The sequence below is a fragment of the Maridesulfovibrio ferrireducens genome (genome assembly GCF_016342405.1).
Classification (GTDB): Bacteria; Desulfobacterota; Desulfovibrionia; order Desulfovibrionales; family Desulfovibrionaceae; genus Maridesulfovibrio; species Maridesulfovibrio ferrireducens_A.
The window spans coordinates 176,959-203,919 of record NZ_JAEINN010000007.1 but is presented as its reverse complement, the minus strand read 5'-3'; the positions used below and the strand labels follow the sequence as shown (position 1 = coordinate 203,919).

Below are 26,961 nucleotides of genomic sequence, written 5' to 3'. Positions count from 1 at the left end.
GGAGCGTTAGCAGTAGAGTACAAAGACCGATGTTACATCTTTGGTTCTTATTCCAATACAGCAGCAGGGGAAATCGGAAAATTTAATTATTCTGATAACTCCGTTTCAATCCTGACTACTGCGGCAATACCTAACGGTACAGTTGGTATAGCTGGTTGTTTAGGGAATGATGGGAAAATATATCTATTTGGAGGCAGGACTTCACTTGCTGTAGTCGCAGCACGCCAAGATATATTGAGATTTGACCCGGAAACTGAAACTATCGAAACAATAAAAACAGGTGTAGCCGATTTTAGGGATTTCTCTTCGGCATGCACTCATAAGGCCAGCGGAGATATATACATCTTTGGTAAAGATAATAAACTGTTAAGATATGTACCATCATCTAATACATTAACGACAGCAAGTACCTTAGTTGTTGGGGGTTACGGACAACCTATCTGTGTTGGTGACACTGTTTATTACTTTGACATGGATACGGTCACTAAAAAAGTTGTTCCAGACGGGGCAAGCGAAACAATAACCCTTGTAGGGTTGAACTCTGCTAAGGTTTCTTCTGCGGGTATTTCCGAAACTGGCATCATTTATGTAGCTAATGATGCGAAAGTGTTTGAGTACTCCACGAGTACTAACACGGTTGAAGATACTGGACTTGTTTTTGGAATTTCTCCTCAGTACGGAAAATTATCATCGGGTAAAAGGCTCTGCATGTTCGGTCATTACGGTGGGGATACTATGGATGATATCTCATATATATCCAGTGGAAACAGCATCGTAGACATAACCGCTCTTAATCTTACCGAAGCTCCGCAAAATATCTCACGTAAGAATAATATTAGTCTTGTATTAGCGGCTGGGGCTGTAGATCAAGTTTTCACAGAGGTAGATTTTAACATATCTCCTACTGATTGCTCGTTCGTAACACCCGACGGCAAGTTGATATGTTCTGCGGCTAAAATAGATCTCGAAGAAGACGCAAATCTAAAGCAGCTCGCAATGGCTGTGCGCGGGCCGGAAGATATGCGCTTTATTGGCGGTAAAATTTATATTCAGGAGAAAACATCGTGAGTAATATTAAACATAAAGTTGAACAGCAACCGGGCGTGTCTGTGCATCGTGAAATTCCCGCTGCGCGGCCTGCTGATGAATTTGACGTTAGCAAAATGAGTGTTGAAACCCGTGCGGCATGGAAAAGGATATGTGATACTGGTGGTGCAATACCGGAAGATTTTAGGCATTTTGCTGCATCTATTATGAGCAGTGGAGTTGTTGATAAAATTTTGAACGATTAATCGAGTTTATCAGACCAAAAAACAAAGGCCCGTTTCCGATTGGAAGCGGGCCTTTTGAAATGGGGCCTTTTAAAAAAGGTGGGGCTATAGTGGGGCCATTTTGGCCATGCTTACAGCCTAGTTTGTCTAAGGTGTTGAAATTATAGACTTTAACTGGTGGAGGCGGGGGGAATCGAACCCCCGTCCGGGAATGCTCCACTAAGACATCTACAGGCATAGTTCAGGTATTGTTTCTCACTCTCATGAACGCCCCTGAACGGGCAACATGTGAGCCAGCGCGTGCTAGGTTCTCACTGCTTCCGGGACGTGCAACCGGAAACTAGCCAGCCTGATGGGTTTTGTGTCACTGCAGATATCAGACATCAAAGCAATGACATAGCGGCTTAATTAAGCTGCTAGTGCGTAATCGTAATTGTCGTTTGCAATTATGATTGTGCCGCTTTTTACGAGGCCAGCGGCGCCTCGACCTGCAGCCTCAGCTTCTCTCATCCCCGTCGAAACCAGTGCGCCCCCATATCAAAGAACTCTTCCTAACTCTATTATAAGACATTTAGAAGAGGATGCAATAGCCCGGTGAAAATAAATAACCGGAATCTATGCGAGAAGTCGGTACGATTATACTATTGCTCAGTTAATGGCAAGGTCCTTAACTGCTCACAAAAAATTATTCCCAGCCGTCTTTGCATGGTCCGCAAAGATGGGAGCAAAGAGAACTTGATATTGGATTAAATCCACCTTTCTGTATTTGTCCGGTCAGGGTGTTGCGGCATGTATATTCTAATTCATACTCGCAGACCCAGTGCGCAAGAACATCTCCATTAACATCAGCGCAAGTTACGGTTGCTGCTCCAAAATCTATGCGCTCTTCAATACAGGCAGCTCCACCTTTGCATTTGTATGTGATTGTTTCCGCAAATGCGCATGCGGCCGTAATAATTATGACGGAAAGACTCAACATTAATATCCGGCATATTAAACGTGACTGCATATAAACTCCTGTGTGAATTAATTTTAACATGAACACTTAACCTTTTATTAAGTCTATATCATTAGCCCTTTCATGTCATGTGACAAAGTGTTAATAGCTGTCCATCAAATATGATTTTATTCTGGAGGAAATATGGAAAGCCCTTTTAAATTTTATGTCTATGAAGATTCTGCTTATATCTATGATCAAAATCAGAAACGTATTTTTCAGATGGGAGTAGAAGAAAGTAGTGACGTTGATGTGGACGTAGAAGCTCTTATCCTTGAGTCAGGAGAAGAAGTAAGCAAAGAAAAAGCTTGGGAAGTTTCAGGGTTAGATACACTCGGCTAAATTTAATTCTTTACAGTCCATTGGATTATCGGGAATCACAGATTTAAAGGTTTTTACGCATTCGGGGCAGAGCTGGAATTCTGAGTTTTGCGTAATGATATCCATTGCTTTGTTGTGAGCCATTGCCTTTCTATACGGACGGTCCGTTGTTAGTGCATCATACACATCCGCAACAGCGATTACGCGAGCCCAGATCGGAATCTCATTACCTATCAAACCATGTGGGTAGCCCTGACCGTTCATTTTTTCGTGATGATAAAGTACTGCCGGTATAACATCTTCCATACTTGGAATAGGGCGTAGTATCTCGGCTCCCAAGCTAGGGTGTTGTTTGATTAAATTGAATTCTTCCGAGGTTAATGGACCAGGCTTTAAAAGAACATCATCTCTTATTCCGATTTTACCAAGATCATGCAGTCGTGCAGCAAATTCGATTCTTTCTAAATCGTGAGGGTTAAACGACATTTGTTTTGCAATTTTGACTGAAATAGATGCAACTGTGTCAGAATGTCCACGTGTATAGGGATCGCGTGCTTCGAGTGCCTGAATTAGGCTTGTTATGCTGCCAAGTATAAGATTTCTTTCTGTTTTTAAGAGTTCACGTTGTTGCAGCACCATTTTGAAATGGTCACTAAGTAGTTTTTCCGCAGTAATTACAAGCTGATCAATATTGAAAGGCTTGACCAAAAAAGCAGAAGCTCCTTTATGCAGTAACTCGCGCATAGTTCTACGGTCGCCACCTGAACTCATTATAACAAAAGGGATACTTGAAAGGTCGGGATTTTTTTGAATTTTATCGCAAAATTCAATTCCATCCATAACAGGCATGTTTATATCTGAAAGAATGAGGTCCGGAAGCTCATTGGAAGCAATTTCGTAAGCTTCTGATCCGTTTGATGCTGTTATAACATTAAATCCTGCGTCAGAAAGACCGGAATTTACAACTTTTAAAATGTATTTTGAATCATCGACTACTAAAATCAATCTATCTCTGAGTAGTTTAGATTTATCCAGTATCTCTTGTACATAAGGAAAAAGTTCTTTGCCTGCTTTATTCTTGGTTATATAAGCCGCAGCTCCGACTTCAAATCCTTTTTCTATCTGTTCGTTTTTTTCATTAGTAGAGAGAATGATAACGGGAGTAGATTTCGTTTCAGGATTATTCTTAATTTCAGTGCAAAGCTGATATCCATCCATATTAGGCATGATTACATCGGTAATTACCAAGTCATAATGCCTTTTGCGAATGTGATTAAGCCCTTGAAGGCCGTCGACTGCTTCAGTTACATCAATACTCCGGCTTTTGAGCTGTGAGCTTAGGACAGAACGTATGGTTTTACTGTCATCGACAATTAAGACATGCGGGTTACGCATTCATACTCCATAGTATTATATCAAATAAAAAGCTGAATTTATTACTATTAACAAAGTAATGGCTATGTTTTCTAATTATATTATTAGTGGCCTAATAATGAAAAAAAGTAAAGGTCAGACCATCTGGTCTAACCTTTACTTTAGTTATATGTGAAATGTCTATTAATTCTGTTTGGCTATTTTTTAAAAAAACATTTTTTAAATTAATATGAAAACATTTCAATCCAAAGAACTGCTCCAAGTTCAACGGTTTTCCCTTTGATTTTATAGTCTGCATCATTGAGAGCTGCAAAACCCCACCAGCCGGATTTAGGACAAGCAAAAGTGAATACGCCATTAGCGTCACAAAGAACTTCTTGAGTAACCATACATTCATATGGAGCTTTATATTTTGAGTCTTTGTTGTAAAGTTCAACTTCAACACGTGTGTAAGGAGCCGGCTTGCCATCGAGTAAAACTATTCCTTGAAATACGTTGCCGGAATAATTTCCCCAAGGACGGGTGAGAGGGACAATCTCAGTTTTAACACCTAAAGGTTTATTCCAGTCTTCACCTTCATTAAACGCTGATACAATTGTTTTTGTATAGTGAATTATATAGTTGTCTTCAGCTGGTTCTGGATATGGAGTAGGCTCCATGAAGAATGTATACATTCCCGGACGTTTAAATTTAAAAGATGTTGTAAAACCATTATGACCGAGAAATTTGGACTTTTTTAAGGAACTCAGAAGGTCTGTTTCTTTTCCTTCATGATAAACACTGAACTTTTTGGGCTTAACCAGATCCATTCCTGCAAGTTCGAAAGGATGTGCGAATGATAATTCCATGTTGATTGTTTTTTTCTCAGGAGAAACAATAGAAGTGTCAGGAATCAGCATTCCGAAATGTGCATGTGCGCTTGCTGCCGCCGCAAATAATGCGATTGATGCAATTAAAGCAATTAAAATTTTTTTCATAACAACTCTCCATTTTTAAATTTAAAGTTTTACTTTTTTCTAGAAGTTAAAAATGCCGCAATCCCGAAAAAACCAAAAATATATCCAATCCCTGAAAATATTTCTTTTATACCAGGACCATCTTCTTGTTGATTTAAGATCAGTCTTTTTAAGGTATCTATCTTAGTGTTTAATTCTTGTATTTGAGCACTCAGCAATGATGTATCCGTGTTCGTTAAAGTGGTTTTAACGTCGGGTATAATTTCTGTTTGCATTTTTTGAGGCAGTTCAGATGACGTAGGCGAAGCATTCGGGAAAATATCTTCTGGAGTTAGAGTCCACTCGTTTCTATGGCCTTCAGAAGCTATAAGAACAATTTTAAGTCCTGCATGGTCAGAAGAAATTTCTTTTGGAATAGGAAAATTAAAATTGCCGTCGTCATCGGACGTTCCTGTTAAAATCTGTGAGCCGGTTGTTAAATTAAAAACTTCAATTTTACCTTGATGCACTCTTTTTTCTTTCGAGAAATAGCTTTCAGTAAAAACTTCAGATCCTTCAACATATGCAAAGACTGAGACTCTATGAGCTTGTGCAGGGGAGGTGGAAAATAACATTACTAAAACTAGAAACATTATCGATGACAGCATACGAAATATTTTTTGAGGCATGATTACAGACCTTTTGAGTTTTTATTACAAAATATTAACTGCAAAGTGATACACATTTGAAAAACGTATACAGCCGCAAATATGTCAAGTCAATTGTAATTTAAAAAAAAAGAAGGTCAATTGATAATAAAAAGCAGGGGATTAAAGAACGAGGCAAGGATACGACTTTCATAAAGCCAATAATTAAAAATAAAAAGTAGCAACAATTAAACGCATGCGTTTATTAGTCAGTCAAAGGTGTACCCGAAATTGATAGTTGTGTTCAAAAAGCCGTCCGGGTCATGTGCTTTTCTTCCGAAGGTTTTTAAATATCTTACATCTGAACCGATGGTAAAACCTGAATCAAATTCATAAAGGAAGCCTAAACCGCCTCCGGCCACAGGAGCACCTTCGGAAATATTAAAATCTGTATTCGGGTAGCCGAAGAAAGAATAACCGCCTTGAGCCGCTATATAAGGCGTAAATTTAGAGTCAGTATAGAACCTGTAAAGCAGGGAAGCTGTAAAAGTGTATGTGTTAAAACTTTTAGATTTATAATCGTAAGAAGTTCCGTTAGTTGCATTACTAGCTGCCGGTAAAGTTCCGGATCTTCCTGAAGTTCCACTGATCATCATATCTCCGCCCAGTCCCAAGCCGGAAGGATAAAAGTGACGGATAGCTACCCCTCCGGAAGGGCCAAACGAAGCATAAGGTACATCTGTTTTAGATTTTGTAGAGTATTGTGTCCCTACGGCCGCTCCGATAAATGTTTCTGATTTTTTCTTTGAAAGAAAAAAACCTTGGTTCTTTTTTAAAGGTCTTGCTTTTTTAACTCTGATTGCAAGGTCATATTCTTCTTGGGCAATTTCACCCGGCTGCCTGAAATCTGAAGGTGTTTTTTTTGTTGTTGTAGCTATTGGCGCTGTTACAGATGGTGCAGCAGCTTGCGGCTGAATTATCTGAACAGGGCGGGCAGGCCAGAACCCTAACTGCTGGGGCTGCTGTTGAACTTGAACATATCTAATGACAGGAGCTTGAGCTGGTACTGATTTGTATGATTGCTTGGGCACTGGCGCGACGTATTGATGATCTGAACTTATTTGATCGTCGTTTGTAGACAGTTCTGAAATAATTTTATTTGAAGTAGGATTTTCGCTTATATTGTCAGTTGGCGAGGCTACGGACTCTGATTTATCCGCATTTGTTGATTCAGGCTGTGTTGTTGTTGAAACGTTGCCAATCTGTTGAGCAACGCCGAGCTTAATCAGCTCCTGTGCAAGCGGTTGTCCGTTAATAGTAACGTCGGCTAAAATTGTATTTTCGTCGTTTTTACCAGTTTCATTGATTTCTGCATCTTTCATCAGAGCAATACTACTGCACTCCAGCTTACCTTTCGCTTTGTCAACTTCGGGCGAAGGAATTATTCCTGAAATTTTAATTTTTACAGGGTCTTGCCCATCTTTAAGAACTATTAAAGATGTGGAGCTATCAACTGCTATAATCTTTCCCTGCCATGCTTGAACTGAAAGAGGGAAGATTAAAAGTAGTATAAAAAGTGTCAGTATGCGCATTTTTACCAGCCGCTTGTGTTTAAATTTTCATGCTCATAAAACAGATCGGCAATGATCAAATAATCTTAACGGTTTAAAAAATAAAAGTGGAATTAATATATATTTTAATCTTTAAAATTTATCTCCAACCTATTGGTTCATATCCTTTTTCAATCAGGCATTTTTCTACAAAATTACGGTATACAGAGTCTGTATTGTCTTGAATTGCTCCGCCAGCAGCTCCTCCGGCAGCTCCTCCCGCAGCTCCTGCAAGCGCGGATGTTCCCGGGCTGCCAGTCACAATGCCAATGCCTAAACCTATTGCACCCCCGATTAAGCCGCCTTTAACTCCAGTTTTAACGCTTTTTTTACCTCGTGATTCTTTACCTACATTGTCATCAGCAAGCTTCAGGCAGTATTGGATATCTTGATTTGTCTGGGCCTTACCGACTGCTTTAGAATGATCATTCGGATATATTGCTGGTTTTTTCGCACAAGCCGGACAAGCAAAAATAAAAACTAAAAACAAAATGAACGAGATCGTTTTGTGAAACATATGTATGTACTGCTGTATTTAAATAAAGGGTTAAATTGAGGGGATTTTGATTGAGAATTTTGTTCCTTTGTCGACTGTAGATTCAACTTCAAAAATACCCTTATGGTTCTGAGTTATTATAAAATACGAAACAGAAAGACCTAATCCGGTGCCAACCCCCGGTGCTTTTGTAGTAAAAAATGGTTCGAAAACTCTTCTGCGAATGTCTTCGGGCATCCCCGATCCATTATCTTTAACTTCAATTATAATAAAATCTTTTTTGTATCTAGTTCTTAATGTAAGTTTTGGAGTTCTTTTTTGTGCAGTTTCAGCCATGGCAAAAGCGGCATTTTTTATAAGATTTAATAAAACTTGCTCAATTTCAGTTTTAAAACAACTTATCATGTATGAATTGTCAGCGTATTCTTTGACTATTTGTGTATGTTTAAAATCATATTTCTTACGTAAATCATAGTCGCAGGAAACAATGTCAATGATTCCATCAAGTAACTTGTTTAAATTGCATGAAGTTCTTCCTGCATCACTGCGGCGACTGAATTCAAGCATATTTTTAACAATTTCTGCGGCTCGTTCTCCAGAAATTTGAATGCCTTCGATCATGCGTAGTATGCCCCTTTCATTAAGGAAGCTGATCATTTCTTCAAAAGAACATTTCCCTTCTTTTGTTGTGATGATATTTTTTTTATAGTCCGGAGAAAGTCTACGTAAAATATTCTGAGTACCTTGCAGGATGCCGGCTAGGGGATTATTAATCTCGTGAGCCATGCCGGCAGCAAGTCCGCCTACTGAGATCATTTTTTCAGTTTGAATTAACAAGTCTTGTGTCTTTATTTTTTCAGTCAAATCAATCAGGGATGCAACCCGATCTGTTGAGCCGCTGATTTTTTCGACATAAACACTAACATTTCTGATTTCACCGTTTGCGCGTAAGAATTTAAATTCATAAGCGCGTGGAGCCGTGCTTTCATTATCTTTTCTAGCTAAATGGTATTTATGCATTTTAGCTAATTCATCAATAGTTACAAAATCAGTCCATTTTTTTTTATTTTCAATTTCATCATTTTTAAGACCACATAAGTCTGCAAAATTGCTATTGCATTTTTTTATGTAAAGATCCTCTCCAAGTATCACCGTAGCTGTGCCGGTATTATGAAATAAACTGCGGTAGTATTGCTCACTTTTTATTAATTTAGCTTCAATCTCTTTTCTTGTATCAACTTCTTTTTTTAATTTGCGAGCAAATAGCATCATGAACAGTAGAACAAGCACGACGGAGGCAAATAGCAAGCCTATGTATATTATGGTTTCCTTTTTTAATTCGTAGTGATCAACACTAGGGTCAAAGAATAAATTGTCGGCTATATGTTGCCATATTGTATGATTAATATGATCGATTGTAATTAAATCAGGTGTGATAAATTTGTCTTTTGCAAAAACTTCATAAGGGAATGAGCAAACTGATATAAAAGTTAAAAATAATATTAATACGATTGGCAACAGGTTTTTAAATGGACAATTTAGAGAGCGATAAGGATTTATAAAATATTTCAATGCTCCATCCTAGCTAGGTGTATGTATTAATATTGAACAGATTTCTTAGAATATAAAGTGCCAAAACTTACCAGATGGCCCATCCTTTTCCATTTGGATCACAGGTCAAAACTTCAACCCCGTCTGCCGTAATTGCTATTGAATGCTCAAAATGAGCTGAAGGCTTTCTGTCTTTGGTGCAGATGGTCCAGTTGTCAGATTTAGTAAAAATTTTATTTGTTCCCATGTTTATCATAGGTTCAACAGCTATTACCATTCCTTCTTCTAATGTAAAATCCGGAATCGCACGAGTAGAATAGTTGGGTACATCCGGGCTTTCCCATAGCTCTCGACCAATACCGTGCCCGATTAGCTCTTCAACCACTGAGTATCCGGCATTTCTCGCTGAGTCGGCCATTACTTTGGCAATGTCTCTCCACTTAATTCCGGGCTTCATTTTAGTCAGGGCGATGTTAAGGCATCCTTCAGTTATATTTAATAAATCCTGAACTTCTTTAGAAACTGTTCCGACACCATAAGAACAGGCGCAATCAGAACACCATCCGTCTAATTTTACTCCGATATCAATACTTACGAGGTCACCTTCTAAAAGAACTCTTGATCCGGGAATTCCATGCACAACTTCTTCATTAACGGATATGCAGGTTCCCGCAGGGTAGGGTGTAACGCCTTGAACGCCTTTAAATAGGGCTATGGCTCTATTTTGGGAAATAAAGGACTCCACGGCTTCATTGATTTCAGAAGTCGTCACACCAGGCTTAACCATGCTTCTGGCAACCATATGAGTTTCCTGAAGCAATAATCCAGCCTTTCGCATTTTAGCGATATCGTTTTTTGATTTAATTGAAATTTTTGTTCTCATAATAATTAATTGTAAATCTAGAGGAAATGGAAGTCAAAGTAGAATTTAAACAGGAAAAGCCCGTAGTTCAAATGAACTACGGGCTTATACATTCGTGGTAGCGAGGAAGGGAATTGAACCCCCGACACTGCGGATATGAGCCGCATGCTCTAACCAACTGAGCTACCTCGCCACGTTTCGGCCTTCGCCGCCAACGAGAGAGAGTACTATACGCTCTCCTTCTCCTTGGCAAGTAAAAAATTAACTTTTTTTGATTTTTCTTAAAATAATGCTTTTACTTAGCAATTCTAGATTGTTGACCATTCAATTTTAACTCCAGAAAAAAAGTACTAACGGAGCCAGTGCTAGCCTGTAATATGCGAAAGGGCGCAAGGTTAATTTGCTTAAAAGATAGATAAAACCTTTGACTGCAATCCATGCTGAAATAAAAGAGATTACAAATCCAACTGCAAGAAACGGCATATCTGCAACCGTAAATAATTTATAGCTTTTGAGCATATCATATCCGGTTGCGGCAAACATAATTGGAACAGCGGCAATAAAGGAATACTCTGCGGCAATTTTTCGTTTGGCGCCTAAAATCATGCCGCCCATAATTGTAGCCGCAGATCTTGAAAATCCCGGCCAGAGAGCTAGACATTGAAAACATCCAATACCAAAAGCTAATTTAGGTGTAAGCTCATCCAATGTGAAACAGCTGGCTTTTCTTTCTTTTCTTTCTACAAAAAGAATCATTAAGGCACCTACTAAAAGCGCCCACGCGACTGTGTAAGGATTAAAAAGGTATTTTTTAATGGCATCGTGTGCGAGAAGTCCGAGAACTGACGCTGGTAAACTTGTTAAAAATAAAAGGTAAAGCCCTCTGGTTCCGGAAAATCTTTGCCCATGAACCGGAAAAAATAATCCCCAGAAACGTGACCAATACAATAATACAACCGCCAGGATGGCCCCTAGCTGGATAGCAACTTCAAAAGAAGAAGCCTTATCTCCGGTGAAACCAAGAAGGTGACCTGTAATGATAAGATGCCCTGTACTGGAGACCGGCAAAAATTCTGTAAGACCTTCAACAACTCCGAGAATTGCTGCTGCATATAGAGAAGGCATTTAAAACCCCTTGAAAAGCACAGTTAAATATCAAAAAAAATCAATTTAAATAGTCATATAGTTATGAATAAGCTAATTGAAGAAGGGAGAAATTCCCTTGTTTAATATTGTGAAGCCGTGACTTAAATATTCCAGCCTGCTCGAAGTTGCAAGGGGGGGCAAGCTGGTGTAGTAATATGAATTAATAACAATCGTCTTCGAAGGAATTAAATATATGACAACCATCGTTCCTCATTGCGAGCTAACCCGCAAAGCTATTAAGTGGATTTCTGAAAAGCAAGTCGAAACAGGTAAGACTCACATAGTATTGCTTGAAGAAGCCGCAATGCGTTTTAATTTATCACCTAATGACATGGAATTTCTTACTCGTTTCTATAAAGAAAATTCTGACAAAAGTCCTGAATGTGACTAAATATTTTTTATCCAAAACAAGACTTAACAGTCTGCAATTCCTTATGGAATCAATTTGAAGATTCTTCATCGTCAGATATTTAAGGAACTTCTTTCCATTTTCACGTTGAGCTTGTCCGGCTTTATGGGATTGATCTTGATTGGTAGACTTTTACAATTCAGAGATCTTTTCATAGGCCAAAGTCTCGGCGCTCTTGAAATGGGAAAGTTGTTCCTATACTTGTGTCCTTTTTTCCTGCTTGTGCTGACTCCTATTGCTACTATGCTGGCAATATTTCTGACTTTTTTGAGAATGAATTCAGATAATGAGATCACAGCCCTTAAATCAGGCGGGCTCAGTCTTTATAAGCTTTTACCTGCGCCGATTATTTTTTGCATGCTTTGCACCGGAGCAGATGTCTTTTTTTCATTATACGGACTTTCGTGGGGTACAGAAAATTTCCGCAATGCTTTGATGGAGTTTGCGCGAACTCGAAGTCAACTTGCTATTCAACCTGGTGTTTTTAATAGAGATTTCCCGGGATTAGTTTTTTATGCCGAAAAAGTTGATTCTAAAGACGGCAAAATGCACTCTGTCTTTGTGCGCGACAGTACACGAAAAAGTATGACTGCAACGATTGTTGCGCCGCTTGGTGAGATAAGAACTGATTCCGCTCGTGGAAGAATCATGGTCCATCTTGAAAACGGGCGGATATATCAGCAGCAAAAAGATCAGCTAAGTGTTCTTAAATTTAAAAATTATGATGTCAGGATTCCTCTTGGAAACCTTTTGAAAGGTTATGATGTTGATGATCTGCGTCCTAAAGAAATGTCATGGGAAAAGCTCGTCCGCATCAGCAGAGGAGGGGACAGAGCCGGTGATCTTGACCCGAAATTTTATCGTAAAGTTCAAGTTGAAGTTCAAAAAAGATTAGCATTGCCCGTAGCATGTCTGGTGCTTGGCATGTTTGCCATGCCTATTGCCTGTATTTTCAGAGGTTTGAAGCAGCAGTACGGGCTGATTATCTCAATGGGGCTTTTTCTTATTTATTACACCATGCTTTCACTTGGTATAACTCTTGGAGAAAGCGGGACTTTGTCACCGGTTGTAGGCTTGTGGGCTCCTAATACAATCTTTGCGGTTATTTCAATTTTATTATTAAAAATGGCTGTAATGGAACGCTCGTTTCGAATTAAACTGTCATTTTTCAAGAAAAAACGCAGGGAGGCAGTATGATTCGTAAATTGCTTCCCGGATATCTGGCGACATATGTATTAAAACAGAATCTGTTTTTGATGATGGTCTGTCTTGGTGTCGGAACGGGGATTTATCTTCTTTCGGATCTTTTTGACAGGCTTGATGATTTTATAGAAGCCGGACTTGGAATAGGGTTAATTCTCCGCTATTTTATTGTTAAAATGCCGCTTATTTTTTCACAGATATTACCGGCAGTCTTTCTTCTTTCCATGCTGATACAACTCTGTGTAATGGCTAAAAATAAAGAAATGCTCGCACTTAGAACCGGAGGTCTTTCTCTTGGTTGGTTTGTGCGCTTTTTCATTATTTACGCAGTTTTTTGGAGTATGGGGCAACTTATGTTTTCGCAGGTCATCGGAGTTTATGGAGAGCAGGAAGCTTTTCGTATCTGGAAAGAAGATGTGCGCAAAAGTCAGCTGGATAAAAGAGTGCTCCACAACATCTGGTTCAGAGAAGGAAAATACGTTGTTGAAGCTGATGAAGTAATGCCTTTCGGTAATAAGGCAAAGGGGGTTACAGTATATGAATTTGCCGAAGATAATAATCAAATATTAAAAGTTATTACCTCTGAAAGTGCTGAAGTCAGTGAAAAGTATGGCTGGAAGCTTGAAAATGCTGTGGAACTCAGTCCTGATAAATTTTCATCGCGGAAACATCCAATTTATACGATGCCTCTTAAGTTGGATCTGAAAGTATTTAAAGCAGTTGATCCGGGGGCAGATCCGGCTCAGCTTCCATTATGGCAGTTGGCGGAAGTAATTGATCAACTCAAAACATCCGGTTCAAATGTTGATCGTTTAATAACCGCATGGCATTCCAAGTGGTCATATGCGTTTTCTCTTCTGGCAATGGCACTTGTTTCTCTAGCTCTGGTCACAATTTCAGAAAATATTTATCTGAATATAGGGCTCGGGTTGGCGCTGACGTTTACTTATTATGCTTTGTTCATGATTGGAGCATCAGCGGGACAGTCAGGAGTCTTGCCGCCAATTGTAGCGGCATGGATCGGCAACATTGTGATCAGTACTCTTGCAGGGCTTCGTATCGCATGGGTTCTTATCCCTGAATCTGCCGGTAAATATATGAGCCGTAATAAAAGACTTAAATAGGCTGGGGCTGAAACTTTTCGAATATAAAAAAGACCAAACAACCCGTTTTATATCACGTGATGGTTTGGTCTTAAAAAAAATGACAATTACTTGTTTTTTATTCTAACTGACTATTCGTTTGTATTGCTTTCGACATCTTCTATGGAAACCGGAGCATGAGCTAATTCAGGCATTGCTGTTTTATCCAGAAGATTCCAGAGCTTGGTGCGGTTCATGCCGCTCTTACTGGATACACATAGAGGTTTGACATGTAAAATGTCCTGCCATTTATTCTGAATTTTGGCACGTTCACCTTGTTTAGTTTTGTCTGACTTAGTCAGAACCGGCAGAATCGGAATATTGCATTGTCTAAAATACGATATCATGTCGATATCATTTTTCTGGGGCGTCAACCGGCTGTCGAGTAACACGACTGCTGCGGCAACGTAAGCGTTTCCTTCTAGGTAGCGGTCAATAAGCGTACCCCATTTGGCCCGCTCTGTTTTTGAACATTTGGCATATCCGTATCCCGGCAAGTCAACAATATAGTAACCATGAGGTACTACTTCGTAATAGTTCAAGCTTCTTGTTTTACCGGGGGTTGCGCTGATTTTCGCAAGTTTCTTTCTTTCTGCAAGGCAGTTAACCAGTGAAGATTTTCCTACATTGGATCGCCCGGCAAGAATGATTTGAGGAACAGGCAATTGTTCAAGTTGATCGATCTCGTAAACGGTTTGCATCAATTTGAGAGTATTATTCATTAGGAATGGTCCTTAAATATTATGTTTAAAGTAAGGAACACTGATCACCCATTTGTTTCAGTGAGTCAAGTTAGATAATCTTTCAAGAATACATTTTGGTCAACCTTGAAAAAATAAAGGAGTTTAGATGTACACCTTTTTAATACTTAACGGTCCGAATCTGGGGCATGTTGGCAAAAGACAGCCAGAAATATATGGTTCTGATAAAATTGAAGATATTCCGGATCATTTAAAAAAAAATATGGGCAAAAAGGCCGAACAGATAAAACTTGAATTTTTTCAGGCTAACTCGGAAGGCGCGTTAATTGATCGACTTGAAAAAGCCAGAAAAGATAAAATTGATGGAATTGTTTTTAATGCCGGAGCGTATACGCACACGAGCCTTGCCATTGCTGATTCACTCGCATGGATTGATGTTCCATGCGTTGAAGTTCATATCAGTAATATCTGGGCACGAACAGAAGATCCCGTCAGGCAGCGTAGTTTCATGGGGAAACATTGCATTGGAGTAATTGCCGGATTTGGAATTCTGAGTTATGTGTTTGCCGTTCAGGCATTGTTTTGTCATGTGACAGCCGATTAAATTAAACTTTTTAAGCGGATGTTTATTGAACCTATAGGCTGTTATTGTGAAGAATCAATATAAACAACGAGTATAAATTGATGATTCATGCTGTCTTAGCGCTGTAGCAGACAGCTCGGGATTAATATTTCGACGGTCCTTTAAAGGCTCGTACACTTAATACTTAGCGGAGTTAAAATGATATCTACTAAAGATTTTAGACCAGGATTGAAAATTGAAATTGATAAAAAGCCTTATGACATTATAGAATTTCAGCATTTTAAGCCGGGTAAAGGTGGCGCTTTTGTTCGTACAAAACTTAAAAATATGCTTACAGGACGAGTTATTGATCAAACTTTTCGCTCTGGAGAAAAAGTAGAAAAGCCTGATATGGAAACAAAAGAAATGCAGTTCCTTTATAAAGATGGAACCGCTTTCGTACTTATGGATCTCGAATCATATGAACAGATGACTGTTCCAGCTGAAATCATCGGTGATACCGGTGGATTTCTTAAAGAAGGCGAAAGTAACAAAGCTCTTCTTTATAATGGAGAAGTTATTGGAATGGAATTGCCGGCTTCTGTTGTTTTGTTAGTTACGCAGACTGATCCAGGTGTGCAGGGTGACAGAGTCAGTGGCGCTTCCAAGCCTGCAACGCTGGAAACAGGTCTTGTTATCAATGTTCCTCTTTTTGTTAATGAAAATGATAAAGTAAAAGTAGATACCCGCTCCAAAGAATATTTAGGCCGTGAAAAATAAGCCTTTTTTTAGTTGTATTAATGATTAGTATTTTCTCCGGGTGGTTAATTCTGCCCGGAGTATTTAAACCAGCTCCTTTTATATAAAAACGGAGCGAAACGGAGGATGAGACACTGCCCAGCGAAAAATTCGCAAAAGAAATTTCCGGCTTGTTCTGGATTTTTTTAGCCGCCTTTCTTTTTATAAGCATGTACTCGTTCCATCCGGGCGACCCTACTCTTAATCAAGCTGTAAGTTCGAACTGGAAAATAAAGAATTTAATAGGGCCAGCCGGATCATATGCCGCGGGTTTAATGATAGATATGGTCGGAATCGGTGCTTGGTTGATACCTTTTTATTGCCTGTATTTAGGTCTTGCATCTTTTCTCGTAGCTTTAAAGCAGCCTTGGTGGAGATGGGCTGGCTTAGTATTGCTCTATGTCTGTATTCTTTCATGGTCGTCCCATCCTTGGTTGACTGAATATCAAAAAAATATGCCGATCCACGAAGGCGGATTTATAGGTGCGCTGCTTTCCAAATGGTCCTACCGCTATCTTAAGCCTATCGGAGCTTTTCTATTCTGGATGTTCACAACTCTTGCCGGAATTCAGCTGACTCTTAATTTGAGCTGGGCTTCCATCTGCAAGAGAATTAGAACTATACTCATTGATTTTGGTCTTAAAAATAAAGAACGCTATGACCGTAGAGCTAAAAGAGTAAAAACTGAACGAGATCGCAAAAAAGCAGAAAAAAAAGAGATCGTTGTAAAGAATGATACAGCTTCTAAAAATTTCGAACCTAAAAAGAAAATTGAAGAACAGGAAAGTAATTCTGAAGTTGTTTTAAAGCCATTTAAAGAGGCTATTCCTAAGAAAAAAGTTAAACCTAAACCGCAAAAAATAGATACAACCGCTCCTTTTCCTCCTCTTGATATGCTGGTGGAGCCTAAAGTTACCGGTATTAAGGTTGATCCGAAAGTATTAGAGAATAAAACTGAAAGTCTCGCAGTTTGTCTTAAAGATTTCAATATTGATGGCGAAATAAAGAATGTTATTCCCGGTCCAGTTGTTACAATGTTTGAATTTCGTCCTGCTCCCGGTGTAAAAGTCAGTAAAATAGCAGGATTAACTGATGATATTGCCCTTGCTCTAAAAGCAATTTCCGTCAGAATTGAGGCCCCGATTCCCGGCAAGAATTCAGTAGGGGTAGAAATTCCTAATGATCAGCGACAGGTTGTTTATCTGCGGGAAATTTTTGAAGCAGACTGTTTTAAGAATGCAAAATCGCCTCTGACAATGGCGCTGGGTAAAGATATTCAGGGTGAACCTGTTGTCGCGGATCTTATAAAGATGCCGCATTTACTTGTAGCCGGAGCGACCGGAGCCGGGAAAAGTGTTTGTTTAAACGGACTTCTCATGAGCCTGCTTTATCGTGCCGGACCTGACGAAGTAAAACTTTTGCTTATAGATCCCAAAAGAATTGAACTTGCTGTTTATGCAAGTCTTCCGCATCTTGTTCATCCTGTTGTAACTGATATGGCTTTGGCAAAAAGTGCACTTGAATGGGCTGTTCATGAAATGGACCAGCGTTATCAGAAGATGGCTCGTCTCGGGGTGAGAAATATTGCCAGCTACAATGAGAAGCTGATCAAGATGGAAGACGAAATGCCTGAAGATTTGGCCGATCTTGAACATATGCCTTATTTAGTTATTGTTGTTGATGAGCTTGCTGACCTTATGCTGACTGCCGGAAAAGATGTTGAAATCAGTATTGTGCGGCTTGCTCAGTTGGCGCGTGCTTCCGGAATTCATATTATTCTTGCAACACAGCGACCTTCTGTAGATGTTGTCACCGGCTTGATTAAAGCAAACTTTCCAACACGAATTTCCTTTCAGGTCACCTCAAAACATGACTCCCGCACTATTTTGGACATGGGCGGTGCAGAAAAGTTGCTTGGTAGAGGGGATATGTTGTTTAAACCTAGTGGAGCACAGCTTCGCAGGTTACACGGTGCTTTAGTTGAAGATGATGAAATAAAATTGGTTGTCGATTTCTGGAAAAAGAAATATCCGCAAGACTTTGAACTTGATTTTAGTGACTGGAAAGAGACTCCGTCCGGCTCCAGTCAGGGACGTATGCCCGGAGAATCTGATGACCCGGTATACGCAGAAGCTGTTGAATTTGTTCTTACACAGGGCAAGGCATCTATATCTCTATTACAGAGACGTTTTCGTATCGGGTTCAACCGTGCGGCTCGATTTATAGAACAAATGGAACAGGACGGGATTCTCGGACCTCAAGATGGCAGTAAGCCTCGTATAATTCTTGTTACGAAAGATTAATCCCAATAAAATCTGAATGGACAGCATTTTCCTCCTTCAGCCAGAGTAGTTTCGCGAACCATACGCAGATTTTTGCTGTAACCTTTGGCGAATGGTTCGTCGCGGGAACAGGATAATAGTTTGCAAAGTTCATCCGGTAACCCCATATCATAGTAGGCTTGCTGGTAATTGCAGCGAACGACGTCAATTTTGAGCAGGTTGTCTTCTATAAACATCTCTGCAACCTTAATGGCATCACCTGTTTTCCATGCTTCAACGATAGAAGAAAAGTGTTTAAGATTAGGTCCGTTTTCGGCCGTTTTTGCAAAATTCTGTCCAGCCTTAAATGCTGATGTCTTAAGGTTTTCTCTTATTATTTCCAGTGCTTTTTCTTTGCCTGATTTATTTGATATTGTTTCGTAAAGCTGTCCATAAAGTTCAGCTTCGATTTTACGGCGGGAAATTGCTGCGACAGGTTGTTCTTTCATAATTCACCTAACGGGGTTATATTTAATGTATAAATTAACATTAAAATTGATCCATGAGGAACGCAATGAATTTTAGGTTCTGCATACTTATACTTACAGTTTTATTATCAATCGGTTCAATTGCTTCGGCAGATGAGCTGACCACTGAAATACAAAAAACATATGATTCCATTAAAACTTTTAAAGCTGATTTCAGCCAGACTTTGACTAACGCCGCGAGTAAAGAGAGTGAAGTCCGGTCCGGCAAAATCACTTTTAAACAACCATCTCTGTTGCACTGGGAATCAATTACGCCGGAAAAAGAATTACTGATAGTCGGTGAGTCTATTGTGTGGGATTATTTCCCGGATGAGAAACTTGCTCTTAAATATCGCACAAAACAGCTCTTTAATTCTAAAACCATGATTAAGTTTATTTCCGGTAAAGCTAAGCTGGAAGAAGATTTTGTAGTGGAAAATCAAGGGGAAGAAGGGGGGCTGATCAAGCTTAAGCTTATGCCTTTAGAACCTGAAACAGGGCTGGTCCTATCTTATGTGTGGGTTGATCCCGATAAGAAAATGCTTACGAAGATTCTGGTTGTGGACTTTTACGGAAACGGAAATGAAGTACTGCTGTCAAACATTGAGATTGATCCAGAAGTAGCTGATTCACTTTATGAATTTACTCCACCTAAAGGTGTGGATGTGGAAGATAATACTAAAAATTAATAAATAATATATTTAAAAAAAAAGGGAGTGCTGATTTAAATCTGCACTCCCTTTTTTAGTTTACAGTCCTACGTCTTTCTTTAAAGACTTGACCTCGTCCGAGGTTAGCTCCCGCCATTTTCCAGCAGGCAGATCTCCAAGTTCGACTTTCCCTTGTCTTGATCTTTTAATCTTCAAAATAGTCGTGTCGAAATCTCTGAACATCCGTCTTATCTGACGATTTACACCCTGATTAAGAATCATCTCAATCTTGGTAGTATCTTTACCTTCGCTTAGTATTTTAACTTTCACCGGTGCGAGCCTGTCACCTTCGCATAAACACATTCCGGTTTCCATGATTGCTATATTTTTAGGCGAAACAGGTCCGCGCACTATAACTTCATATACTTTGGGTAAATGCCATTTCGGATGAGTCAACCGATTGCAGAGTTCTCCGTCCGTGGTCAGAATCAGCAGTCCTTCTGAATAGAAGTCCAACCTGCCCACTGGAAAAACTCGTTTCTGCCTAAAATTTAACGGCAGAAGATCAAGCACGGTTTTACGCTTTTGAGGATCTTTAGCTGTTGTTACAGTTTCGATCGGTTTATTTAATAAAATATAAACATTCTCAGCCTGTGAGTCATGTTTTACAGGCTTTCCGTTAACTTCCACCAGATCATTTTCAGGATCAACCTGAACACCTGGAGAATCAACACGTTCGCCGTTTATTTTTACTTTTCCTTGATTAATCAGCTCATCTGCGCCGCGTCTTGATGTTATTCCGGCAGAAGCTATAAATTTATTAAGCCTGATTGTTTCGGGATTTTTTGTGCTGTCAGCCATATTGTCCTTTAAACAGAAAGATCGTTTATCTTTATAGTTGCAGCGTCAGAAACATTCCTGACAGCAACCAGACTTCTGTTTAAGCTTTAATGACTTTGCTGGCAAGTTGCAGACTTGTGACAACATCAAGCATATTGGTTGTTTCACCGACAGCTCTTTTATCAAGCAGGTTGAAATGATCCAGACAAGTTCCGCATACTAGGATTGAAACTCCTGATTTTTCCAATGTTTGCAGTGTCTCCAGACAAGTGTGGCCGACTGTAGCAAGCTTGACCGCTCCGTTAACCAGAATGATGCGCCACAATGAATCACCAAGCTCTGAAAGCGTTGCAACAAAGTTAAACATCAGTTTAGCACCCAGTTCGTCGTCTCCGTGCCCTAAGTAATCACTATTAAGAAAAATCAGTGTCTTACTGCCTATCTGCGCTAATTCATCATCGCTCATTATTACGCAGTTTTCACAAGTTGCAGCTGTAGGAATATTGTTTTCCGAAGATTTTTTACCTGTAATGGTAATTAATGAACCTTTTTTTTCTGTCTGGACTTCGTATCCTCTTGTTGTCATAAATCTGGATACATTTTCCATCGCGGCTTCATTGTCGACAAGAATAATAATTTCTGCCGGATTATCAGCTTCAATGGCGTTTTTACATTTAATAACTGGCTGAGGGCAGGGTAACCCCTGACATTCTATTTTTACTGACATAACTTATTATCCTCCTGAAAGTATGTTCAATCACAGGGGGGCGTAAGTGGTCAAATCGAATAATACTATCCATTAAGTCTTGATATATCGGTTATATCTATTACAGAATAATCGGTGCTTGCGATTGATTCAAATGAGAAGTATGGAGAATATCGCATTCGGCTTTAAGCCCAAATAAAGGAGATTACTTTGCCCAAAGGCGATAAATATAATTACTTGAACAATAAACACCTTATGAAAAGGTGTTTATCTTATTTTAAACAGTACAAATTCAGAATTTTCATAGCATTTATATCTATGGGATTTGTTGCAGCTGCTACAGCGGCTACGGCTTATCTTATTCAGCCTGCTATGGATGATATTTTTATTAATAAAGACCGCGAAGCTCTGTTTTTAATCCCTATCGCTTTTGTCGTAGTTATGCTCGTTAAGGGATTTTTTAGATTTTTCCAGTCCTATTTGATGAATACCACTGGATTACTTGTTCTGGAAAATCTTCGAAATGATCTTTTTCAAAAAATAGTATGTTTACCTATGAACTTTTTTGAAGAGAGTCAGGTGGGCATGCTTATGTCCAGAATACTTAATGATGTCATGGAAATAAGGCAAAGCTTACCGTCTTTTATTATGATGATTCGCGAAGTGATCACGATTATAGGTCTTATCTCATTAGTCTTTTATCGTGACGCTTATCTGGCCTTTTGGGCGGTACTGGTTCTTCCGTTGGCTATTTTCCCTTTTTTCTATTTCGGCAAAAAACTGCGCAAACTCGGCCGTAAAAATCAGGTAAAAATTTCAGATATTAATGCTCGCCTTCAGGAAGTTTTTAGCGGTGTTAAAGTTATTAAAATTTTTGCCAATGAAAAACTTGAATCCGAAAAGTTTGACCTTGAAAATCATAGATTAGTTAAAATCGCGATTAATCAAGTTCTGCACAGCGAGCTTTCTTCCCGCATAATGGAAATTGTCGGTGCGCTCGGAATCGGTCTTGTTTTATGGTATGGAGGCGCGCAGGTTATTGATGGGCGTTCAACTCCGGGTACTTTTTTCTCCTTTATTGCGGCACTGATCATGCTTTATGAACCTATCAAAAAGATTAACAGTGCAAATTTAACAATTCAAAGAGCTTTTGCCGGTGCTGAAAGAGTTTTTGAAATATTAGATTCTCCTATTATTAATGTAGAGAAAGGGGGAATAAAGGAATTTGAACTTCCTTTTAAAGAGCTTCATATAAAAGATCTTTCCTTCAGCTATACATCTTCCCACGAACCCGTCCTTAACAATATTAATTTAAAAGTTAAGGCCGGACAGAAAATTGCCATTGTGGGACCAAGCGGATCAGGAAAGACAACTCTTGTTAATCTTATTCCTCGTTTTTATAATCCAGAAAAAGGCAGTCTTAAAATTAATGGAAATCCGGTTCAGGATTATTCACTTAAATCGCTGCGTTTGAATCTGGGTATGGTTTCTCAGGAAACTTTCCTTTTCAATGCTACTGTTCGTGAGAATATTGCATATGTTCATCAGAATGCCCCTTTTGAGGAAGTCCGAAAAGCTGCCGAAACAGCATTCGCACATGACTTCATTGAAGGATTACCGGAAGGATATAATACAGTTGTCGGCGAACGAGGTGTAAGGCTTTCAGGTGGTCAGAAACAAAGGCTTACAATCGCTCGCGCATTGCTTAAAAATCCTCCCTTGCTTATACTTGATGAAGCAACAAGCGCCCTTGATACAGAATCAGAGCGGGTAGTTCAGATGGCTCTTGAAAATTTGATGAAAGATAGAACCAGTATTGTAATTGCTCATAGGCTTTCTACCATCCTTACAGCTGATGTTATAGTTGTTATGGAAAAGGGTAATATTGTCGCAAAAGGCAGTCATAAAGAACTGCTCCAAAATTGTCCTTTATACATCAAACTATATAACATGCAGTTCCAGGATGCTTAGAAGGCTCAATGAAAATAAAAGTTAATCCGGCGCTTATTGCCGCTCCATTGGCGTTTTGTTACAAGCTGATGGCTAAATCCCTTCGCTTTGAAGTTGAAGGTCTTGAAAATATAACTAAAGCTTTAGACAGTAAAAAAACAATTATTATGGCTGTATGGCATAATGAGCTTCTAGCTTTGTCCGCATATGGCATTATAAAAGATCTTCCTTATGTTACCATAGCCAGCGATAGCAATGATGGTCAGATTATTACCGATATTTTGGAGCGCATAGGTTATGAGGTCGTACGCGGTTCTTCTTCAAAAGGCGGGCTAAAAGCATTGCTCGGAATGACTCGTGTAATGAAGAAAAAAGGGCGCGTAGGGATCATTACCATGGATGGTCCGAAAGGGCCCCGGCATAAGGTTAAACCGGGGATTATGGCGATTGCCCAACGAACCGGTTCTCTTATTATTCCCATGAGAGGATATCTCAAAAATCCAATTGTTTTTGAAAAAGCATGGGATAAATTTGAACTCCCAAGACCATTTGACCGGTGCAAAATTTTTATGGGAACCCCGTTTCAGATTACCGATCAAAAACTCAGCTCTGAACAACTAAAAATGGAAGCTGATAAAATAGAATATGAAATGAAAAACCTAGGTAGTGGATTTTAATCACAACCTTGATTTTGTCGTGAGCATACTTTATTTTTTTTTACGTATCGGTTACCGTGGTTCAAAGTAAATTATAGACTATCGTCGTGTTTTTTATCCGTTGAATATTAGGATTCACAAAATTCAGTTTCAAGATACTTGAGTAGTTGCTATGAAGATAAAAGTTAAACCCTCTTTAGTTGCCGCGCCTATGGCGTTTTTTTATAAGGCTCTTACTAAAACTCTTCGCTTTGACGTTGAAGGTCTTGAAAATCTCATTGAGATTATGGATCGCAAAGAGCCTGTCATGCTTGCTTTATGGCATAATGAGCTATTCGCATTGACATCCTATGGAATGACTAAGGGTTTTCCATACGTTACCATGGCTAGTGATAGTCGTGACGGTCAAATCATTACTGAAACTTTGGAACGCTTAGGGTTTAAAGTTGCAAGAGGCTCTTCTACACGTGGAGGGGTTAAAGCAATGCTCGGTATGACCCGCCTGATGAAAAGGGAAGGTTGTATAGGCATAATTACCGTCGATGGCCCTAAAGGTCCGCGCCATAAAGTTAAGCAGGGTATTTTAGCCATTGCGCAAAAAACAGACTCCCTTATTATTCCTATACGCGGATATGTTGAAAATCCTATGGTTTTTAAAAAATCCTGGGATCATTTTGAGGTGGCAAAGCCTTTCAGTCGTTGCAAGGTATTCATGGATAAGCCTTTCAAGGTTACTGATCAAAAACTCAGTCCGGAAATACTGGAATCTGAAGCTGCCAAAATTGAGGCTGCAATGGATAATCTTGGAAGCGGCTTTTAAACCGCTCGCCCGCCTGCTGAACTAAGTTTATCAATTAATTTTTCAAGTTCTTCTGCTGTTCTTGCCAGATTTGATATTGAGTCTGATGAGTGTCGCATGTCTGTTTTAGTTTCGCCTGCGATTATTTTTATATCTTCTACATTTTTATGAATGAGATCGTGCGCCCCTGATTGCTCTTCTGTTGCTTGAGCAATCTTTTCAATTTCCAAAGCCGTATCAACTGACATTCGGGAAATGCTTTGAAGGGCGTTGACGGATTTTGAAACAAGCCCACTCGCATGTATAACTGCCTCAACAGTCATGTCTGTTTTTTCAATGTTTAATTGCGCTGATTTCTGAATACTTTTCACAGCCCTTTCAACCTGCTTGGTAGACATCATTGTCTTTTCTGCAAGTTTTCGAACTTCATCTGCAACAACTGCAAACCCTCTTCCTGCATCACCGGCTCTTGCAGCTTCAATTGCAGCATTGAGTGCAAGTAGGTTGGTTTGGTCCGCAATATCATCAATTACATTAATAATTCCACCTATTGATTCTGTTTGCTTGCCAAGTTCGTGCATATTTCCCTTTACCATATCAGACAGCGATTGCAGTTGATCTATGGCAATACTCGTTTCAGTCAGAGTGTGCATTCCTTCTTGAGCTTGAAGTTGAGTGTTTTTAGCTTGTGTAAAGGCGTTCTCTGCGTTTTGAGATGAACCGAGTAATGTTTGGTTCATCTCTGTAACTGCCTGAGAAGAATGTTCAATTTTATCAAACTGACGATCTGTATTAGTAGAAACATGTTCAACCTGAGAAGCAATTTCAGCGGCTCCTTTAGTCAGATATTTAGAAATTGATTCCGCATTTGCAGTAATATCTATCATCATTTTATTTTGTTCACTGATCAATTCTTCTTTATTTTTTATGTCACTAAGGTCGATAATTACTGCAAAACTTCCTATGAGGTCTTTATCTAAATTATAGAGAGGAGCAGCATCAATCCGCACATGTCGGCAGTGGTTCATTTTGGTAGAAAAAGTTCTTTCCCGGTTAAGAATCGGAGCTTTATCTTTTAGGCACTGTGCTATAATTCCTTGCTCGTCTTGCGGAATTTGCAACAAATCTTTAACAGGCTTACCAATCCAATTCTCACAAGTATCGCCGCTTTCTAATAATTTGCAGAGTGGATCATTCAGGTATGAAATATTAGCTTCTGTATCAGCCACAAGACAGGGGACGGTCATTCCTTCCAGAATTCCCTGTGAAAATCCTAATTTATTCTTCAGTTCCTCAACCATGACTTGAATGCCGTCGGATAAGTTTTTAATTTCACTCTTAAAGTTACCGTCAAGATTCTTTTTAAAGTCTCCATTTGCAACATAACTGACGAAATCTTCGATTCTTTTTAGTGGGTTAAGCAATTCATGTCTCAAAAATATAAGTGAAATTACAACAACTATGATAGCAGTGATTACTGAGATTACTAATGCTGTAATGCGCAGTTGGGTTACTGCAGAGAAGGCTTCCTCCTCATGAATTTCTGAAATCAACGCCCATGTTGAACTTCCAATTTTAAGAGGGGTGTAAGCGGTGAGAAAAGACGTGTTTGTGCTGTCTTTCATAATAGCAGTGGCGCTTTTGCCGAGAAGAGCCTGTTTGACTGCTTCGGACTGGATTTTACCTTTTTCAGGGTTTTGAAATGAAGTCTTAACTGATCTGAAGAGAGGATTAAGTTCAGAATCAGAGCGCATATGAAAGTCTTCACCAACCAGATAAGACTCTCCGGTTTCTCCCATACCTGACCGCAGGGTCATTATTTCATTAATCTCTTTTAAAGGAATGCGAAGCGCGACAACTCCTTGAATATCTCCGGCATGCGAGTAGACTGGAGCAGCTACAAACGCAACGGGCGCGCCTTCTAAAGGTTCATACGGTTCAAAATCAGCAAAGGCTATCTCGCCCTTAACAGCTTTTTCCCACACTTTGGCTAAATTTGAATTATTATATTGGCCCTTGTCTAAATCAATTCCAAGATCAGCTTGTTTTTTTACAGTAAAGAGAACACGCCCATAATCATTGATCAGGATCGCGTCATCATAGCCGAGAGTTTTAACAAATGGTTGAAAAGGAGTTTTGGTATATTGGTGTAGTTCAGTATATTCTTCGGAATTAACGTCCATTCTTTTACCTGATACACCGTTTTCCATTGAATATTCACCGATCAAACCTGCCGTATTATACACTTCTTTAACATTTGAAAATAATTCAACTTCGTTAAACCATTTGTTGATAAGACCTTCCAGATTTTTTTTCTTCGTATCACGAACAGATTCAAGGTGTCCGAAAGCCTGTTCTGAAAGAGCCTTTGAGGCCAGTTCGACACTGAAAACTCCAACAATTAGGAGTGGAATAAGCCCGATTATAAGACAAAAAGAAATCAATTTAAACTTTAGTGACATGCTGGGTAACCTCCCTCAGCTTAGGTTGGAGGCAACTTATGGCACTGAGGGTTATGTATAGATGTCGTTATTGTTACAAATTAGA

At 39.3% G+C, this 26,961-nt stretch carries 27 protein-coding genes, 1 tRNA gene and 1 other RNA gene; 13 read left to right on the top strand and 16 right to left on the bottom strand.

All coding sequences use genetic code 11. The features are described from left to right. On the top strand, positions 1–1,068 hold a 1,068-nt coding region (locus JEY82_RS09870), incomplete at its 5' end, for a hypothetical protein (RefSeq protein WP_304085235.1). Next, positions 1,065–1,292 carry a hypothetical protein gene (locus tag JEY82_RS09865; protein ID WP_304085234.1) on the top strand — a complete coding sequence of 76 codons (228 nt, stop codon included), beginning with the start codon at positions 1,065–1,067 and terminating at the stop codon, positions 1,290–1,292. The genes JEY82_RS09870 and JEY82_RS09865, both read left to right, overlap by 4 nt. 154 nt (positions 1,293–1,446) lie before the next feature. Here JEY82_RS09865 and ssrA read toward each other — a convergent pair. Next, positions 1,447–1,805: a transfer-messenger RNA gene (gene ssrA, locus JEY82_RS09860) on the bottom strand. Between the two features lie 151 nt (positions 1,806–1,956). Beyond that, the gene (locus tag JEY82_RS09855; protein ID WP_304085233.1) at positions 1,957–2,280 is read right to left on the bottom strand and encodes a hypothetical protein; all 324 of its coding nucleotides are present in this window, start codon (positions 2,278–2,280) and stop codon (positions 1,957–1,959) included. Between the two features lie 132 nt (positions 2,281–2,412). Here JEY82_RS09855 and JEY82_RS09850 point away from each other — a divergent pair, with 132 nt between their 5' ends. Further along, positions 2,413–2,610 carry a hypothetical protein gene (locus JEY82_RS09850; RefSeq protein WP_304085232.1) on the top strand — a complete coding sequence of 66 codons (198 nt, stop codon included), beginning with the start codon at positions 2,413–2,415 and terminating at the stop codon, positions 2,608–2,610. Here the strand turns inward: JEY82_RS09850 and JEY82_RS09845 are convergent. The 9 genes from JEY82_RS09845 to JEY82_RS09805 form a co-directional block, all read right to left on the bottom strand. After that, positions 2,593–3,984 carry a response regulator gene (locus JEY82_RS09845; RefSeq protein ID WP_304085231.1) on the bottom strand — a complete coding sequence of 464 codons (1,392 nt, stop codon included), beginning with the start codon at positions 3,982–3,984 and terminating at the stop codon, positions 2,593–2,595. The two genes, JEY82_RS09850 and JEY82_RS09845, sit on opposite strands and share 18 nt — an antisense overlap. A 203-nt stretch (positions 3,985–4,187) precedes the next feature. Further along, positions 4,188–4,940, bottom strand: a complete 753-nt coding sequence (locus JEY82_RS09840; RefSeq protein ID WP_092161574.1) for a DUF4198 domain-containing protein — start codon at positions 4,938–4,940, stop codon at positions 4,188–4,190. 29 nt (positions 4,941–4,969) lie between these two features. Then, entirely contained in the window at positions 4,970–5,587 is a 618-nt protein-coding gene (locus tag JEY82_RS09835; protein WP_304085230.1) for a hypothetical protein, read from the bottom strand. Between the two features lie 227 nt (positions 5,588–5,814). Next, positions 5,815–7,137 carry a hypothetical protein gene (locus JEY82_RS09830; RefSeq protein ID WP_304085229.1) on the bottom strand — a complete coding sequence of 441 codons (1,323 nt, stop codon included), beginning with the start codon at positions 7,135–7,137 and terminating at the stop codon, positions 5,815–5,817. 118 nt (positions 7,138–7,255) lie between these two features. Beyond that, positions 7,256–7,672 carry a hypothetical protein gene (locus JEY82_RS09825; protein ID WP_304085228.1) on the bottom strand — a complete coding sequence of 139 codons (417 nt, stop codon included), beginning with the start codon at positions 7,670–7,672 and terminating at the stop codon, positions 7,256–7,258. 30 nt (positions 7,673–7,702) lie between these two features. Continuing rightward, positions 7,703–9,223, bottom strand: a complete 1,521-nt coding sequence (locus tag JEY82_RS09820) for a nitrogen regulation protein NR(II) (RefSeq protein WP_304085227.1) — start codon at positions 9,221–9,223, stop codon at positions 7,703–7,705. A 67-nt stretch (positions 9,224–9,290) separates the two neighbouring features. Beyond that, positions 9,291–10,085 carry a type I methionyl aminopeptidase gene (gene map, locus JEY82_RS09815; protein WP_304085226.1) on the bottom strand — a complete coding sequence of 265 codons (795 nt, stop codon included), beginning with the start codon at positions 10,083–10,085 and terminating at the stop codon, positions 9,291–9,293. Between the two features lie 95 nt (positions 10,086–10,180). Further along, positions 10,181–10,257, bottom strand: a tRNA-Met gene (locus JEY82_RS09810). A gap of 137 nt (positions 10,258–10,394) precedes the next feature. Then, positions 10,395–11,189: an undecaprenyl-diphosphate phosphatase gene (locus tag JEY82_RS09805; RefSeq protein WP_092161570.1), complete on the bottom strand. Its 795-nt coding sequence runs from the start codon at positions 11,187–11,189 to the stop codon at positions 10,395–10,397. 214 nt (positions 11,190–11,403) lie between these two features. Between JEY82_RS09805 and JEY82_RS09800 the strand changes: the two genes are divergently transcribed. From JEY82_RS09800 to JEY82_RS09790, 3 genes are read left to right on the top strand one after another with little or no spacing between them, the layout of a single operon-like run. Beyond that, the gene (locus tag JEY82_RS09800) at positions 11,404–11,601 is read left to right on the top strand and encodes a hypothetical protein (RefSeq protein WP_304085225.1); all 198 of its coding nucleotides are present in this window, start codon (positions 11,404–11,406) and stop codon (positions 11,599–11,601) included. Positions 11,602–11,655: 54 nt separating this feature from the next. Beyond that, entirely contained in the window at positions 11,656–12,816 is a 1,161-nt protein-coding gene (lptF, locus tag JEY82_RS09795) for an LPS export ABC transporter permease LptF (protein WP_304085224.1), read from the top strand. Continuing rightward, complete coding sequence (locus JEY82_RS09790; RefSeq protein ID WP_304085223.1) at positions 12,813–13,946, top strand: LptF/LptG family permease; 1,134 nt, start codon at positions 12,813–12,815, stop codon at positions 13,944–13,946. The genes lptF and JEY82_RS09790 overlap by 4 nt, the downstream gene beginning before the upstream one ends. Positions 13,947–14,056: 110 nt before the next feature. On the opposite strand, the gene yihA is transcribed toward JEY82_RS09790, so the two are convergent. Continuing rightward, positions 14,057–14,686: a ribosome biogenesis GTP-binding protein YihA/YsxC gene (yihA, locus tag JEY82_RS09785; RefSeq protein ID WP_304085222.1), complete on the bottom strand. Its 630-nt coding sequence runs from the start codon at positions 14,684–14,686 to the stop codon at positions 14,057–14,059. Between the two features lie 127 nt (positions 14,687–14,813). Here yihA and JEY82_RS09780 point away from each other — a divergent pair, with 127 nt between their 5' ends. The 3 genes from JEY82_RS09780 to JEY82_RS09770 all read left to right on the top strand — a co-directional run bounded on the left by JEY82_RS09780 (position 14,814) and on the right by JEY82_RS09770 (position 18,328). Continuing rightward, a complete protein-coding gene (locus tag JEY82_RS09780) occupies positions 14,814–15,269 on the top strand; it encodes a type II 3-dehydroquinate dehydratase (RefSeq protein ID WP_304085221.1) in 456 nt (151 codons plus the stop codon). Between the two features lie 177 nt (positions 15,270–15,446). After that, on the top strand, positions 15,447–16,007 hold the full coding sequence (gene efp / locus JEY82_RS09775; protein ID WP_304085220.1) for an elongation factor P: 561 nt from the start codon (positions 15,447–15,449) through the stop codon (positions 16,005–16,007). A gap of 113 nt (positions 16,008–16,120) precedes the next feature. Continuing rightward, entirely contained in the window at positions 16,121–18,328 is a 2,208-nt protein-coding gene (locus tag JEY82_RS09770; RefSeq protein ID WP_304085241.1) for a DNA translocase FtsK, read from the top strand. Here the strand turns inward: JEY82_RS09770 and JEY82_RS09765 are convergent. Further along, positions 18,325–18,795, bottom strand: a complete 471-nt coding sequence (locus JEY82_RS09765; protein ID WP_304085219.1) for an L-2-amino-thiazoline-4-carboxylic acid hydrolase — start codon at positions 18,793–18,795, stop codon at positions 18,325–18,327. The genes JEY82_RS09770 and JEY82_RS09765 overlap by 4 nt on opposite strands. A 65-nt stretch (positions 18,796–18,860) precedes the next feature. On the opposite strand from JEY82_RS09765, the gene lolA reads away from it, so the two are divergent. Next, positions 18,861–19,502: an outer membrane lipoprotein chaperone LolA gene (gene lolA, locus JEY82_RS09760; RefSeq protein WP_304085218.1), complete on the top strand. Its 642-nt coding sequence runs from the start codon at positions 18,861–18,863 to the stop codon at positions 19,500–19,502. Between the two features lie 60 nt (positions 19,503–19,562). Here the strand turns inward: lolA and JEY82_RS09755 are convergent, their stop codons facing one another. Beyond that, positions 19,563–20,324: a pseudouridine synthase gene (locus JEY82_RS09755; RefSeq protein WP_092161559.1), complete on the bottom strand. Its 762-nt coding sequence runs from the start codon at positions 20,322–20,324 to the stop codon at positions 19,563–19,565. 79 nt (positions 20,325–20,403) lie between these two features. After that, complete coding sequence (gene yedF / locus JEY82_RS09750; protein WP_304085217.1) at positions 20,404–21,030, bottom strand: sulfurtransferase-like selenium metabolism protein YedF; 627 nt, start codon at positions 21,028–21,030, stop codon at positions 20,404–20,406. A 234-nt stretch (positions 21,031–21,264) separates the two neighbouring features. On the opposite strand from yedF, the gene JEY82_RS09745 reads away from it, so the two are divergent. From JEY82_RS09745 to JEY82_RS09735, 3 genes are all read left to right on the top strand, one after another. Further along, complete coding sequence (locus tag JEY82_RS09745; protein ID WP_304085240.1) at positions 21,265–22,980, top strand: ABC transporter ATP-binding protein; 1,716 nt, start codon at positions 21,265–21,267, stop codon at positions 22,978–22,980. An 8-nt stretch (positions 22,981–22,988) separates the two neighbouring features. Continuing rightward, entirely contained in the window at positions 22,989–23,636 is a 648-nt protein-coding gene (locus JEY82_RS09740; RefSeq protein WP_304085216.1) for a lysophospholipid acyltransferase family protein, read from the top strand. A gap of 151 nt (positions 23,637–23,787) precedes the next feature. After that, a complete protein-coding gene (locus JEY82_RS09735; protein ID WP_304085215.1) occupies positions 23,788–24,435 on the top strand; it encodes a lysophospholipid acyltransferase family protein in 648 nt (215 codons plus the stop codon). Here JEY82_RS09735 and JEY82_RS09730 read toward each other — a convergent pair. Beyond that, positions 24,432–26,876, bottom strand: coding sequence for a methyl-accepting chemotaxis protein (locus JEY82_RS09730; protein ID WP_304085214.1), 2,445 nt, complete (start codon positions 26,874–26,876; stop codon positions 24,432–24,434). The genes JEY82_RS09735 and JEY82_RS09730 overlap by 4 nt on opposite strands. Between the last annotated feature and the right edge of the window lie 85 nt (positions 26,877–26,961).

Excerpts from the sequence above, each read along its gene's own strand:
- JEY82_RS09855 (WP_304085233.1), bottom strand. The coding sequence starts at position 2,280 with ATGCAGTCACGTTTAATATGCCGGATATTAATGTTGAGTCTTTCCGTC.
- JEY82_RS09850 (WP_304085232.1), top strand. The coding sequence starts at position 2,413 with ATGGAAAGCCCTTTTAAATTTTATGTCTATGAAGATTCTGCTTATATC.
- JEY82_RS09845 (WP_304085231.1), bottom strand. The coding sequence starts at position 3,984 with ATGCGTAACCCGCATGTCTTAATTGTCGATGACAGTAAAACCATACGT.
- JEY82_RS09840 (WP_092161574.1), bottom strand. The coding sequence starts at position 4,940 with ATGAAAAAAATTTTAATTGCTTTAATTGCATCAATCGCATTATTTGCG.
- JEY82_RS09835 (WP_304085230.1), bottom strand. The coding sequence starts at position 5,587 with ATGCCTCAAAAAATATTTCGTATGCTGTCATCGATAATGTTTCTAGTT.
- JEY82_RS09830 (WP_304085229.1), bottom strand. The coding sequence starts at position 7,137 with ATGCGCATACTGACACTTTTTATACTACTTTTAATCTTCCCTCTTTCA.
- JEY82_RS09825 (WP_304085228.1), bottom strand. The coding sequence starts at position 7,672 with ATGTTTCACAAAACGATCTCGTTCATTTTGTTTTTAGTTTTTATTTTT.
- map (WP_304085226.1), bottom strand. The coding sequence starts at position 10,085 with ATGAGAACAAAAATTTCAATTAAATCAAAAAACGATATCGCTAAAATG.
- JEY82_RS09805 (WP_092161570.1), bottom strand. The coding sequence starts at position 11,189 with ATGCCTTCTCTATATGCAGCAGCAATTCTCGGAGTTGTTGAAGGTCTT.
- JEY82_RS09800 (WP_304085225.1), top strand. The coding sequence starts at position 11,404 with ATGACAACCATCGTTCCTCATTGCGAGCTAACCCGCAAAGCTATTAAG.
- JEY82_RS09790 (WP_304085223.1), top strand. The coding sequence starts at position 12,813 with ATGATTCGTAAATTGCTTCCCGGATATCTGGCGACATATGTATTAAAA.
- yihA (WP_304085222.1), bottom strand. The coding sequence starts at position 14,686 with ATGAATAATACTCTCAAATTGATGCAAACCGTTTACGAGATCGATCAA.
- JEY82_RS09780 (WP_304085221.1), top strand. The coding sequence starts at position 14,814 with ATGTACACCTTTTTAATACTTAACGGTCCGAATCTGGGGCATGTTGGC.
- efp (WP_304085220.1), top strand. The coding sequence starts at position 15,447 with ATGATATCTACTAAAGATTTTAGACCAGGATTGAAAATTGAAATTGAT.
- JEY82_RS09765 (WP_304085219.1), bottom strand. The coding sequence starts at position 18,795 with ATGAAAGAACAACCTGTCGCAGCAATTTCCCGCCGTAAAATCGAAGCT.
- lolA (WP_304085218.1), top strand. The coding sequence starts at position 18,861 with ATGAATTTTAGGTTCTGCATACTTATACTTACAGTTTTATTATCAATC.
- JEY82_RS09755 (WP_092161559.1), bottom strand. The coding sequence starts at position 20,324 with ATGGCTGACAGCACAAAAAATCCCGAAACAATCAGGCTTAATAAATTT.
- yedF (WP_304085217.1), bottom strand. The coding sequence starts at position 21,030 with ATGTCAGTAAAAATAGAATGTCAGGGGTTACCCTGCCCTCAGCCAGTT.
- JEY82_RS09745 (WP_304085240.1), top strand. The coding sequence starts at position 21,265 with ATGAAAAGGTGTTTATCTTATTTTAAACAGTACAAATTCAGAATTTTC.
- JEY82_RS09740 (WP_304085216.1), top strand. The coding sequence starts at position 22,989 with ATGAAAATAAAAGTTAATCCGGCGCTTATTGCCGCTCCATTGGCGTTT.
- JEY82_RS09735 (WP_304085215.1), top strand. The coding sequence starts at position 23,788 with ATGAAGATAAAAGTTAAACCCTCTTTAGTTGCCGCGCCTATGGCGTTT.
- JEY82_RS09730 (WP_304085214.1), bottom strand. The coding sequence starts at position 26,876 with ATGTCACTAAAGTTTAAATTGATTTCTTTTTGTCTTATAATCGGGCTT.